Annotated in this window: 12 protein-coding genes; 11 read left to right on the top strand and 1 reads right to left on the bottom strand. The window is 35.9% G+C overall.

Features of this window, described 5'->3' with window-relative positions; genetic code table 11:
* Nucleotides 1–128 precede the first annotated feature (128 nt).
* The 9 genes from PYW36_RS09675 to PYW36_RS09635 all read left to right on the top strand — a co-directional run bounded on the left by PYW36_RS09675 (nucleotide 129) and on the right by PYW36_RS09635 (nucleotide 10,543).
* Nucleotides 129–1,355 (top strand): NupC/NupG family nucleoside CNT transporter, encoded by a 1,227-nt coding sequence (locus PYW36_RS09675; protein ID WP_103159325.1) that lies wholly within the window; start codon nucleotides 129–131, stop codon nucleotides 1,353–1,355.
* Nucleotides 1,356–1,907: 552 nt separating this feature from the next.
* Nucleotides 1,908–2,741: a YitT family protein gene (locus PYW36_RS09670; protein WP_037572705.1), complete on the top strand. Its 834-nt coding sequence runs from the start codon at nucleotides 1,908–1,910 to the stop codon at nucleotides 2,739–2,741.
* Nucleotides 2,742–3,014: 273 nt separating this feature from the next.
* Entirely contained in the window at nucleotides 3,015–3,821 is an 807-nt protein-coding gene (locus tag PYW36_RS09665; RefSeq protein WP_103159326.1) for an ABC transporter ATP-binding protein, read from the top strand.
* Nucleotides 3,822–3,885: 64 nt separating this feature from the next.
* The gene (locus PYW36_RS09660) at nucleotides 3,886–4,845 is read left to right on the top strand and encodes a FecCD family ABC transporter permease (protein WP_051604946.1); all 960 of its coding nucleotides are present in this window, start codon (nucleotides 3,886–3,888) and stop codon (nucleotides 4,843–4,845) included.
* Nucleotides 4,842–5,858 (top strand): FecCD family ABC transporter permease, encoded by a 1,017-nt coding sequence (locus PYW36_RS09655; protein WP_165806210.1) that lies wholly within the window; start codon nucleotides 4,842–4,844, stop codon nucleotides 5,856–5,858. The genes PYW36_RS09660 and PYW36_RS09655 overlap by 4 nt, the downstream gene beginning before the upstream one ends.
* Before the next feature lie 165 nt (nucleotides 5,859–6,023).
* The gene (locus tag PYW36_RS09650; RefSeq protein WP_037572694.1) at nucleotides 6,024–6,524 is read left to right on the top strand and encodes a hypothetical protein; all 501 of its coding nucleotides are present in this window, start codon (nucleotides 6,024–6,026) and stop codon (nucleotides 6,522–6,524) included.
* A 188-nt stretch (nucleotides 6,525–6,712) separates the two neighbouring features.
* Nucleotides 6,713–8,152, top strand: a complete 1,440-nt coding sequence (locus tag PYW36_RS09645; protein ID WP_103159327.1) for an MDR family MFS transporter — start codon at nucleotides 6,713–6,715, stop codon at nucleotides 8,150–8,152.
* Between the two features lie 240 nt (nucleotides 8,153–8,392).
* The gene (locus PYW36_RS09640) at nucleotides 8,393–9,460 is read left to right on the top strand and encodes a YkvI family membrane protein (protein ID WP_037572688.1); all 1,068 of its coding nucleotides are present in this window, start codon (nucleotides 8,393–8,395) and stop codon (nucleotides 9,458–9,460) included.
* 42 nt (nucleotides 9,461–9,502) lie between these two features.
* Nucleotides 9,503–10,543, top strand: a complete 1,041-nt coding sequence (locus tag PYW36_RS09635) for an alpha/beta hydrolase (protein WP_103159328.1) — start codon at nucleotides 9,503–9,505, stop codon at nucleotides 10,541–10,543.
* A gap of 229 nt (nucleotides 10,544–10,772) precedes the next feature.
* Here the strand turns inward: PYW36_RS09635 and PYW36_RS09630 are convergent, their stop codons facing one another.
* A complete protein-coding gene (locus tag PYW36_RS09630) occupies nucleotides 10,773–11,279 on the bottom strand; it encodes a GNAT family N-acetyltransferase (protein ID WP_037572684.1) in 507 nt (168 codons plus the stop codon).
* A 112-nt stretch (nucleotides 11,280–11,391) separates the two neighbouring features.
* Here PYW36_RS09630 and PYW36_RS09625 point away from each other — a divergent pair, with 112 nt between their 5' ends.
* A complete protein-coding gene (locus tag PYW36_RS09625; protein ID WP_103159329.1) occupies nucleotides 11,392–12,339 on the top strand; it encodes a Rossmann-fold NAD(P)-binding domain-containing protein in 948 nt (315 codons plus the stop codon).
* A gap of 512 nt (nucleotides 12,340–12,851) precedes the next feature.
* A complete protein-coding gene (locus tag PYW36_RS09620; protein WP_037572680.1) occupies nucleotides 12,852–13,469 on the top strand; it encodes a DUF47 domain-containing protein in 618 nt (205 codons plus the stop codon).
* The last annotated feature ends 2 nt before the right edge of the window (nucleotides 13,470–13,471 follow it).

The raw sequence follows: 13,471 nt of genomic DNA, 5'->3' as shown, positions 1-13,471 counted from the left end.
TTTCGATAAATAGTGATATTTGGCTTGGTGTGTAGGGAGAGAAAGCGATGTAAAAAGTTATTCTCACCGTTAAGGGCACGTGGTATACTTGAAGTGTTAAAAACAGAGAAAGGATAGGGTTTCAACCTATGTATTTAATTATCAACATAATTGGATTAATTGTATTTATGGGTGTTGCCGCATTGTTCTCGAGAGATCGAAAAAATATACAATGGGGTTCAATAGGCATCTTAGTCTTACTGAATTTACTTCTCGCATGGTTTTTTGTTTACTTCCCCGCAGGAACGAAAGTGGTTGAATATGCTGCTGCAGGTATTTCCTGGGTCATTGATGCGGCATTCTCTGGAGTGGGATTTGCCTTTAAAAGTTGGACGACAACAAAGCAAATGGACATGGCTGTCGCTGCGTTATTTCCGATTCTTTTAGTTGTCCCTTTGTTTGATGTTCTTATGTATTTAAGAATACTTCCATTCTTTATGCGTGGTATTGGTTGGGTATTAGCGAAAATCACACGTCAACCCAAGTTCGAAGCTTTTTTTGGGATTGAAATGATGTTTTTAGGAAATACTGAAGCCATCGCGGTTTCTAGTGAGCAAGTAAAACGCATTAATGATGCGCGGGTGCTCACAATTGCAATGATGTCCATGAGTTCTGTGTCAGGAGCTATTGTAGGCGCATACGTGACGATGTTGCCAGGAGAACTTGTATTGACGGCCATTCCATTAAATATTATTAATGCAATGATTGTATCTTCTATTTTGAATCCAATACATATCGAAGCGGATGAAGATGTTATTTTTGAATTACGTACAAATGAAAAGCGTCAACCCTTCTTCTCATTTTTAGGAGATTCCGTTTTAAATGCTGGAAAACTGGTTTTAATTATTATTGCATTCGTCATTAGTTTTGTAGCCTTAGCAGAATTAGCTGATCGACTCATTAATTTAATCTCTGGTGGTATTGCTTCTTTATTCCATATTAAAGGCAGTATCGGTTTAGACCAAATTCTTGGTGTATTTATGTATCCTTTCGCATTGTTACTCGGTCTACCATTTGATGAGGCATGGATTGTGGCACAACAAATGGCTAAAAAAATTGTGACAAATGAATTTGTCGTCATGGGAGAAATTATGGGCGAGGTGCAAAATTATGATCCACACCGACGTGCTATTATTTCGACGTTCTTAATTTCATTTGCTAACTTCTCGACAGTAGGGATGATTATCGGTACATTAAAAGGGATTGTTAAAGAATCGACTTCGGATTTTGTGTCGAAATATGTTCCAATGATGTTATTGGCAGGTATTTTGGTATCGTTACTGACAGCAGGTTTTGTAGGCTTGTTTGCTTGGTAAAAAATAGAGATGATGCCAACTTCGGTTGTGTTAACAGCTCCAAAGTTAAAAGCTTTGAGGGCTGTTTTTTCATATAAAGAAGGCAGCTCAGCTGTTGCCGAACTGCCTTGACGGGAAATGAATAATTGGGTTGATACTCGAGCAAAATATCAACCTACGAGCAAAAATCTCTCTTACTATAAACAACACAAAGGAGATGGCCTCTTGTTGCTTTGCAACAAATAAGGTAATTCTTATTATACATAAAGACACCCTATAAGTAAACTAAATATTCAGAAATTTTTAAAATTTATTTGCGCGAGCTTAGAAATAACTTGTATATAAGGGATTAGTCAATCTTCATCAAGTGAATTCTTATTTACTAGAGACTAAAGAGAATATATTTCTAAATAGAAGTAGGAGTTTATTTTTAGGGACACTGTTTATTATTATTCATTCTATTAAATTGGCCGTGGCTTGTCTCTTCTTTATTGTTGATAGGGTACGAATTGTGAATAAATTGTGATAATATGACTATGTTACAACGATAGATTAAAAAAGGGGGATGTCGGTGTGAAAAGAACAATTAGAGATATTATTTTGGTTATTATCGGCAGTTTCATTTTTGCAGCAGGTGTTAATGCATTTGTAATTTCAGGCGACCTTGGAGAAGGGGGCGTCACTGGTTTAGCAATTATTTTATATTATGCTTTTCATATCTCACCCGCTTGGACAAACTTTATTGTCAATGCTGTGCTAATTGCAGTGGGGTATAAATTTTTAAGTAAACGAAGCATGTACTTGACGATTTTAGCGACGGTGCTAATTTCGATTTTCTTGAGTTTAACAGAGCCATGGCATGTGCAAACAGATAATATTTTGGTGAACGCGATATTTGGCGGTTCAGCTGTAGGCTTAGGGATTGGAATCATCATTCTTGCGGGGGGAACAACAGCAGGAACAACGATACTTGCAGGAATTGCGAACAAATATTTAGATGTTAGTACACCGTACGCATTGCTCTTTTTCGATGTGATTGTAGTGTTGATTTCACTCACAGTGATTCCTTTAGACCGTGTATTAGTGACGCTCATTAGTTTATATATCGGCACAAAAGTGATTGACTTCGTCATCGAAGGTTTAAATCCTAAAAAAGCAGTCACTATCATTTCCAAAGAACCCGATCGTGTGGCGAAAATGATTGATGAAGATATCGGGCGAGGCGTCACAATTTTAAATGGTCGTGGTTATTTTTCAAAACAAGAAACAGATGTCCTTTATGCTGTCATAAGTAAAACGCAACTTTCACGTACGAAACGACTCATTCGTCAAATAGATAAAAATGCTTTTGTAGTGGTGCATGATGTGCGTGATGTTTATGGAAATGGATTTTTAGTAGAGGATTAATGAGTTATCTACTGACACTTTTTACTGAAATAAGTTGTATCAAATAGCCATCAGAATTTATCTAAGGGTAAATTTTGATGGCTTTTAGCTTTAGGAGAGCGATATATTTCAATACCGCTCTTATTTTTGTTTATCATTTTCAAATAGAAAAGCATGTTAAAAAATGATATAATGTACAGACATGAAAATGATTCTCAATTAGAAATGTAGATATACTTTAATATAGATTAGAAATGACGCTCAATCGGTGGAAGCGTAGAAAGAAGGATGAGAATGAGTAGATTAACAGGAAAAGAAGTCACAATAGGTTACGGAGAGCGCGTAATCGTCGACAATTTAGATGTTGCGATCCCTGATGGGAAAATTACTTCTATTATTGGGCCAAACGGGTGCGGTAAGTCTACCTTATTAAAAGCATTATCTCGATTGTTAGCGACAAAAAGTGGCGAGGTTTTCTTAGATGGTAAAAATATTCAGTCACAATCAACAAAAGAGATTGCCAAAAAAATCGCCATTCTCCCACAATCCCCTGATGTTGCAGATGGGCTAACAGCAGGAGAATTGGTCTCTTATGGGCGATTTCCACACCAAAAAGGATTTGGACGTTTGTCAGATGAAGATAAGCAAGAGATTGAATGGGCAATGCGTGTCACAGGTACTTATGATTTCAAACATCGCGCGGTGAATGATTTGAGTGGGGGCCAACGTCAACGTGTATGGATTGCTATGGCACTTGCACAAAAAACAGATATTATATTTCTTGATGAACCTACGACGTATTTAGATATCTCACATCAGCTTGAAATTTTAGAATTAGTACAATCATTAAATGAAGAACACGGGACAACCATTGTCATGGTGCTTCACGACATCAACCAAGCGATTCGTTTCTCAGATTATTTAATTACGATGAAAAAAGGTGACATTGTCAAACAAGGTGAAACACATGAAGTATTGACGAACGAAATCCTCGAAGAAGTTTTCAATATTGATGCTGAATTAAGTACTGACCCACGTACGGGTAAACCTATGCTCGTCACATATAACTTATTATGCAAACACTATGAAAAGGTAAAATAAAGTGATGCCGAAAGAAAGTAATGTCCAAAGGAAAACTCATAAAAAAAGCCATTTTACACGATATATGTTGCTAGGCATCGTGTTATTACTCTTTGCTTTTATTGTGTCAATTATTGTTGGAGAAGCGCATGTTGATCTTAAAACAATTGGGCAAGCTATCCTCCAATATGACCCTTCAAACCAAGCACATAACGTTATCGTTGAAATTCGATTGCCCCGAGATATTGGTGCAGTGATGGTCGGTATGGCGTTAGCTGTATCAGGTGCTGTGATTCAAGGTGTCACTAAAAATGGACTTGCCGATCCAAGTTTAATCGGTTTGAATGCAGGGGCTGCTTTTGCTTTAGCATGCGCGTTTGCTCTTCTTCCAGGCGCCCCTTTTTTAGTTTTAATTTTAATCAGTTTTGCCGGTGCAATTTTCGGAGGAACTTTAGTTTTAACTATAGGTAATTCGAGACGCGATGGATTTAATCCGATGCGTCTCATTTTAGCTGGTGCAGCGGTAAGTGCTTTGTTAACCGCATTGAGTCAGGGCATCGCGTTATTTTTTAGATTAAATCAATCCATCAATTTTTGGAATGCAGGTGGGATTTCCAGTACGACTTGGCAACACCTGTATATCAGTGTGCCGTTAATTCTAGTTGTCATTATTTTGTTGATGTTGATGCGGCGACAATTGACCATACTAAGTTTAGGGGAATCAATCGCTAAAGGGCTTGGCCAAAATACGAAAATCATCAGTCTCAGTGCCCTGTTGTTAACGATGTTGCTCGCAGGGATTTCAGTAGCAATGGTTGGCCAAATTGCATTTGTGGGTTTGATTATCCCGCATTTAGTGCGCTTTTTAATTGGAACCGAATATGAAAAAATATTACCCCTTTCAGCTCTTTTTGGAGGTACGCTTGTTCTAGTGGCTGATATTTTAGCGCGACTCCTCGGGGAAACGCCAATGAGTGCCATCATTTCGTTTATTGGTGTACCTTTCTTCTTATATTTGATTAAGAAAGGGGGGCGTCTCAATTGATTGAAGAAAAAGTTAAGAAAAAACGTCGTCTCGCAATAGGGATAGGCGCAATCATATTAGTATTATCGATGATGGTCAACCTCATGGTAGGTGAGTACCCATTAACCTTAAAAGAAATCGGGCAAACTTTTTTAGGATTAGGCGATGGGGCCTCCGAACTTATACTTGTCGAATTTCGTTTGCCACGTTTACTGATTACCTTATTTGCTGGAATTGCTTTAAGTTTAAGTGGGGCGATTCTGCAAAGTATTACACGTAATCCTCTAGCTGAACCAGGCATTTTAGGCATCAATGCGGGGAGTGGCTTTGCCATTGCATTATTTATAGCCATTGGCCACGTTAAAGCCGATGATTTTGTTTATATGCTTCCTATAGTGAGTTTAATTGGGGGCATCGTAGTGACGGTATTTATTTTCTATTTCAGTTATCAAGGAGATCAAGGATTATCCCCCGCAAGTATGGTTTTAGTCGGTATTGGCTTATCAGCCGCACTTTCTGGAGGCGCACTCACCATCATCTCTACGTTCGATAAAAGTCAATCTGAATTTATATCTACTTGGCTTGCTGGAAATATTTGGGGAGATACGTGGCCATTTGTGTGGGCGTTTCTGCCATGGCTTGTAGTGATGATTCCCATTATTCTCTATCAAGCAGAAGTTTTAAACATTCTAAGCACAGATGATCTTGTAGCGCGCGGTTTAGGGATTTCTTTAAATCGTCAACGTCTTATTTTAGTAGTGATTGCGGTATTATTATCCTCTGTTGCAGTTTCTGTTGCTGGTGCCATTGGATTTATTGGACTTATGGGCCCTCATATTGCAAGAACCATCATTGGACCGAGACATCAAAGTTTTCTTCCGCTCGCGATGATGATAGGGGGAATATTACTTATTATTTCAGATACGATTGGACAAACACTCATTCAACCGAGTGGCATGCCAGCTGGAGTAGTCGTCGCCATTATTGGTGCCCCTTATTTCTTATACTTAATGTATCGGGTGCGACGTTTATAGTGAAAGGTTTTATTTAAGTTTTGTACTATGACGCATTGTAGGTGCATTTCAATCATCTTTATGTATATATAAAGAAAATTAAATGCCAAACATATAAGCAATTCTCTCTAAATTATGTTAGAATAAGTGTAACTATGATGAAATGCAAATTCAGGAGGACAAGCTATGCAAGAACTAATTCAAAAACATGTCTTAAATGGCGAATTTTCGGCTGTTAAAAGCTTAATGTCCGCGACTGATTTCTTAGCATTTGAAGAAGCTTACATTTCTAGTGCTCATGAAGATGAAAGCGTCATGTACTATACTTGTTTACTCGATATGATTAAATCTGAAGAAACATCAGAAATACATGATCTTGCATTTTTATTACTGGTCTACCCATTAAGTGAGGTACCGGGTGCTTTAGATGCGGCATACTATCATGCAGAGTCATCAATTAAATTGACTGAAGGAAAAGAAGTTAAGAGCCTGCTTCAAATGTTATTACTTCATGCGATTCCTGAACCAGTCATTTCGGATAAAAAAGCTTTTGATGTTGCAAAACAAATTTTAAAATTAGACCCTGAGAATAAAGTGGCACGGAACGTGCTAAAAGAAACAGCAAAACGTATGGACCAAGTCGTTGTAGATTTTGATGACTTAGGTGGTTTTAAAGACGCAAAATAAATCTTTATAAAAATTAGGTATTCTATTTTTGACACGCCCACAAAGTATTTGGCTTTGTGGGCAGTTTTTATATGTTAAAGGATGATGAGCTACAAAAATTGAAATAAAGAGATTTTTGAGTTAATGAGCTTTATTTTGCACAATATATCATGTATAATGTGCAAGTTATCTTAAAAAGGGGGAAGTTTATGGAAAACAATCACTCGCGCATCATCATGATTGTCTTTTTAATTGGTGCATTTTTCATGATTTTGAATGAAACTTTGTTAAATATTGCACTTCAAGAATTAATGAATTACTTTAATATTTCTCGTACGACCGTTCAGTGGATGGCTAGTGGTTTTATGATGATCATGGGCATTGTCTCCCCACTATCAGCTTTAATCATTCAATGGTTTTCAACACGACGTTTATTTTTAGGTCTGATTGTGATTTTTACAATTGGAACGTTAATTGCTGGAACGGCTATGAATTTTCCAATGTTATTAACTGGAAGAATGATACAAGCTATCGGCACTGGATTAATGATTCCACTCATTATGAATGCGATGTTACTTTTATTTGATGAATCTGTTCGAGGGAAAGTGATGGGGACTTTCGGGTTCGTGATCATGTTTGCGCCTGCGTTAGGACCGACATTATCTGGTTTTATCGTTGATTATCTTGGTTGGCGTTGGCTTTTCTTTATCGTTGTACCGTTTATGCTCTTTACATTTATTTTCGCATTTATTTTCTTAAAAAATGTAGGAGAAGTCACGCGCCCGAAAATCGATGTGTGGTCAGTAGCTTTATCAACGCTAGGGATTACAGGTATCATTTTTAGTATTTCAAAAATGGGTTCCACAGAAGGTGCAATTTTAAATCCGATTATTTTCATCCCACTCATCGTCGGGGGACTATGCGTTGTCCTCTTCATTCGTCGCCAATATCAATTAGATGAACCTATTCTTGATTTTCGAGTATTACAATATCATAACTATACAAAAGGGATGATTATTTTCGTCATCGTCATTATGACTATGTTTGCCTCTGAAATTGTCATGCCTATGTATTTACAAGGCCCGATGGGGTTTTCAGCTAAAATTGCAGGATTGATTTTACTTCCCGGCGCACTTTTAAATGGTTTTCTCTCTCCTTTTATGGGGGGCTTATTCGATAAATATGGTCCGCGTAAATTAGTGCTACCAGGTTTAATTTTATTATTAGCTGTTGCAGGATTTTATACGACGATTCATCCTGGATTATCTGTTTTAACATTAGTGATTGCTTATATTGTCTTAATGATTGGGATCGCAGCCATTATGATGCCAGCAAGCACGAATGGTTTAAATGCGTTGCCTAAAGAAAAATATCCACATGGCACAGCGATTTTTAATGTGTTACAACCTGTGGCGGGAGCAGCAGGCATTGCGATATTTGTAGGGATTGTTACAGGTGTTCAAAATATGAAAATAGCAGGACATGCTCACGTGACGAAAGCTATTAAAGATCAAGCGATGACTTCAGGTATGCATATCGCTTATTATGTTGCGCTTGTATTGCTTGTGATGGCTATCATCATTGCTTGGACTTTAACGAATGCATCAAAAGAAAGAAAAAATTCAAATTTAACTGCTAAAAAGTCATAATTACGGGGTATATTTAAAATAGTAAAATTGAAAAGTGTATATATATTCGTAATTCATAGATAAATCATATTGATTATACGGTAATTTGTATAATTACATTGCTAAAAATCATTTTATATCATCGGTAAACGCTGTAATATCAAGGGTTACAGCGTTTTTGTTCGGCTACGCTAATTTGAAATAAAACGTATAATATGGTTTAATGTTTAACGTGTTTTGCAAATGAGGAGGTCAAAACAAATGCACAAATATTCTGAAGCAATTAAAATTGCCTTTGCATATGTTGGTGTTGTCGTAGGTGCAGGATTCTCGACAGGCCAAGAGGTTAAACAGTTCTTTAGTATGTATGGTATTTATTCATACATTGGTGTTATTATTTCAGGTCTTATTTTGACATTTATTGGTCGTCAAGTTGCGAAAATTGGAACTGCATTTGACGCTAATAACCATGAATCAACTTTGGAATACTTATTTGGCAAAAAATTAGGATTAGTGATTGACTATATTTTGATTTTATCACTCTATGCCGTAACTATAACGATGATTGCTGGTGCAGGTTCAACATTCTTTGAAAGTTTTGGCGTACCTGTATGGTTAGGTGCACTAATTATGTGTGTCATCGTGTATTTAACTTTATTGATGGATTTCAATAAAATTGTAGGTGCATTAGGAATGGTGACACCTGTTTTAATTATTTTAGTAGTAATTATTGCGGCAACATTCTTATTTAAAGGATCTATCGGATTTTCTGAGGTCAATAGTGTGGTTGAAAAACCAAGTTTAATTCAAGGGATTTGGAATGGTTTCAACTACGGTGGATTAGCTTTTGCAGTAGGATTCAGTACGTTAGTAGCTATTGGTGGAGATGCTTCTAAACGTAAAGTCTCAGGTCTAGGCGGACTAATCGGTGGTGTTGTTTACCTTATATTATTAGGATTAATCAACTTTGCACTACAAACTGAATATCCGAATATTAAAGACTCTGCAATCCCGACACTCGTATTAGCCAATCAAATTTCACCTATTTTAACGTTTGTGTTCTCAATCGTGATGTTAGCGGTGATGTATAATACGATTTTAGGTTTATCCTATTCATTCGCAGCTCGCTTTACGAGTCCATATACGAAAAAATATTACATTATGATTAGTATTATTATGCCGATTGCCTACGCTTTAAGTTTCGTAGGATTCGAAGGTTTAATTGCATTTGTTTATCCTATGATGGGTGTTATCGGTCTATTTATTGTTCTCGCTGTTATAGTAAAATATTTTTATAGAAAATCTCAAGATAAGAAACACATTGCTTAATTCATAAGATATGATAAAATTTTTCCGAAAGGGAGAATTTTTATGAAGAAACGTAAGATGAGTTGGCTTGTAGTGATATGTGTAATCTGTCTTGTTATAGCCGGCCTTGTTGTCGGCTATTTTTTACATAATGAGCGCACAAGTAAAAGCGCACATAAAAAAGTTGCTATTCAAAATAATAACGTCACAGCACTGACAGATATCTCATATATGAAAAGTTTACCTAACAGTCAACTAGATATTTTAATGCCTAAAAACATTAGCGCTCACGAAAAATTGCCTGTCATTTTCTGGGCTCATGGTGGCGGTTTTATCGCTGGAGATAAGCAATATAAAAATCCGTTATTGGCAAATATTGTTGAGCGAGGGTACGTTGTCGTGAATGTCAATTATGCGTTAGCGCCTGAGTTTCAATATCCAACGCCATTAATGCAAATGGATCACGCTGTCGCTTTTATAAAAAATAATCAAAAAAACTTACCCATCGACTTAAATCAAGTGATTTTCGGCGGAGATTCTGCAGGTGCTCAAATCAATAGCCAATATACAGCTATTCAAACAAATCCAAAATTGCGAGAAGAAATGGATTTCAATCAACAAATTCCGTCTGAAAATATTAAAGCAGCGGTATTCTTTGGTGGATTTTATGATATGCATACTGTACGTGCCACTGAATTCCCACGTATTGACCTCTTTATGAGAAGTTATACAGGTGCTAAAGATTGGGAAAAACATTTGAAAGTCATTAATCAAATGTCTACTGAGCGACAAATTACGCAAAGTTTTCCACCTACGTACTTATCGGTAGGAGACGCAGATCCATTTAAATCACAAAATGATTCTTTCTCACAGGCGCTTAAAGAAAAGCAAATTCCTGTAGATACTTTGTTTTATGATGGATCGCATCATTTGAAACATCAATATCAATTTCATATGGAAAAACCAGAGTCAAAAGAAAATATTCGCCGTGTTCTTAGCTTTTTAAGTCGTAACACGTCTCAACAAAACTTAAAATCGGACATCCACGCATCACCGCAAACAGAAATCAACTTGAATCCATATGAAGAGGAACCTACAGAATAGCATAAAATAGGGGCTTAGTGCTTCTTTCAATGAGAAAGCCATCAGAATTTATCCTCAGATAAATTTTGATGGCTATTTTAGTACAACTTAAATAAAAAGAGTTTTTGATTGGGTTTTAACGTATACTTGTAAACAAATAGATAAAAGGGTTGATGTCTCTACTTATTTTGATTGTATGATTTTAGTTATAATAGGTATTAATATGGAGCAATGCTAAAATAAAACGAGATTAGTCAAGGAGATAGGCCATAAGGTATTCATTAAAATACTGCGTGTCAATTTTAAGCGAATGTTGCAATTCGCCTTCAATTTTAAATCCTTCACGCTCATACAGGTGAACGGCTGCTTTATTGTCTGTGACGACAGTGAGCTCTATACGTGACATATCATGCGCTTTACACCAATTTTTACATGCATGAATTAACGATTGGCCAATACCAAATCCTTGCTCTTGGTTTAAAACACCCATAGTGATTCTTGCCTTATGTTCAATGCGATGGAGGCGTTTAGAGACAATGGTAATGTATCCGACGAGCATATCATTTTTTTCGGCAACGAGTATGGCTAAGTGGGGTGAAGTAATCACTTCTTCTAAATTTGAAATAGCGTACTCAAGAGACGGAACATATTCACCAGGATCATAAAGCATGTACTTTGATTCTTCGAAAACTTGTTGCATCAAGGTTGTAAAGGCCTCGACGTCTTTAATACTAATTTCTCTAATTTCTAAAGACATGCTTCCAACTCCATTTCTTCATTTTACACTTCTTTAAAAAGGGAATAAGATACCATCATTTATTGTAACGCACTTTAACAAGTATAGAAAGTTATTCGAAAGGAGCATCACCATGCGTTTAAAAATTTTGTTAGCCGGAGGAACCGGTACGATTGGAAAATCTTTAATTGAATCTTTAACGCCTGACTATGATATTTACACGATGTCTAAATATCCTAAAAAGAATTCCACTCAAAATGTGACATGGATAAAAGGAGATATTTATAATTATTATGATGTTCAAAATGCGATGAATGGTATGGATCTTGCGATATTTTTTATTGATCCGACAAAACATTCTGCTAAAATGACACGCGCACTTGCGAAAGAACTGAACATTATTGCAGCAGATAATTTTGGACGTGCCGCTAAAGTATGTGGAGGACGTGAAATATTATATGTCCGAGGAAGCAAGTTTGATCAAGAAACACTAACACAACTCCAATCCCAAGGAGTTCATGTACGTGCGACAAGTAAACGTATCAATAGACCGCATATTTCTGTAGAATTTCAAGCAGCCAAATATGACGATATTCGTATTGCGCATCATATTCCAAAACCCCCGCATTGGGATTTAAATCAATGTATCGACCAGATGACTCACTGGTTATCACAAACAACAGGAACACGCGTTAAAATAGTTAGAGAAGGAGATGTTTTCAAATTTTATAAGAAGAAAAATAATAAACATTTATTTACCTTCGAACTTGAACGCGTGGATCATCATTTTTATCGTTTAGTAGCAATTGAGAGCTCAATTTCACATACAAAAGAGGGAAAACGTGCATGTATTGAATTTAGATATATTGCGCAATTTAATTGGATTGTCGTGCACCTATTTGATTATATACCTAAGGCATTTTGGCCAATTGTGTATATGATTCAAGTGCCTTTTTACCAAATGTTGATTCGTGGTTTTGATACAAAATGTCGCATTCAAACATTGCAACACCGACAACTGAATGGAGAGCCTTTGAGTTATACCAAAAAAGAGGAGACGCAAGAGGAGAACGAATCATAACAAGAAAGACGCATCATCTTTAAAACATATAAGCACTGAATAAAAAACCAGTACAAAAGTTGTTCTGGTTTTTTATTTTAAGTTTAATGATAAGTTTTTGTTATTAGAAAAATATAATGTCATAAAAATAAATGATTAATAGTCTGTAAATTATGAAGATTTTGTTTTTATGATAAAACATTGATATCCCTTGCGCTTTTACCCTTTAAAGTTGAAAAATAAGAAATCTTTATAAATACAACTCAAGGAATATCCTAATATGAGAGCGATAATAAAATAGAAATGTTAAGGTTTTGTAAATTTAATTGAGCTAGTGTAAGATTTATGCTATTTTCAAATAGGATTATGAAATTTGAGTGAAAACTTATAATCTCAATTAATTTCAAAGTTTTGCCCATTTGGAAAGCATTGGCTTTCTCAAATGAGTTAACAAAGAATTAACATTGATTTATAATTAAATCAACGAAGTTTTTACAAAAGGGATAGGACGACAGTTGAACGGAGGATTTCAAATGATTAGAAAAAAGAAGGATAAGTTTATGGAGCGCCTAGAGGATATGATTTATAACCTTGACCGTGCTGCAGAAGAATTCGGCAAAATGGATTTCAACTCGCATTTAGATTTACGTACATATGCAGATAATATCAAAACGTATGAATCTCATGGAGACGATTTAATGCATCAAGTCATTACAGACTTAAACCAAACGTTTATCACTCCTATTGAACGTGAAGATATTATGTCTTTATGTAATGCCATTGATGATGTCTTAGATGCGATGGAGGAGACATCAGCAATGTTCGAAATGTATTCTATCGAATATACAGATGAGTATATGGCTGAATTCGTAGACAATATCCAAAAAGCAATCGGTGAAATGAAGCTAGCGATTGGCTTAATGACTGAGAAAAAACTATCTCACATGCGCGTACATTCAATTAATATCAAAGAATATGAAACAAACTGTGACGGTATTTTACGTCAATCGATTAAACATATTTTCAACAGTGAAACAGATCCAGTGACATTAATTAAAATTAAAGACATCTATGAGAGCTTAGAAAATATTGCTGACCGTTGTCAAACAGTAGCAAATAATTTTGAAACAATTATTATGAAAAATAGCTAAGG

Origin of the sequence: Staphylococcus chromogenes, from assembly GCF_029024625.1 — a bacterium.
In the GTDB taxonomy this organism is placed as follows: Bacteria; Bacillota; Bacilli; order Staphylococcales; family Staphylococcaceae; genus Staphylococcus; species Staphylococcus chromogenes.
The sequence above is the reverse complement of the archived record's forward strand: the minus strand, read 5'-3'. Positions and strand labels throughout refer to the sequence as shown.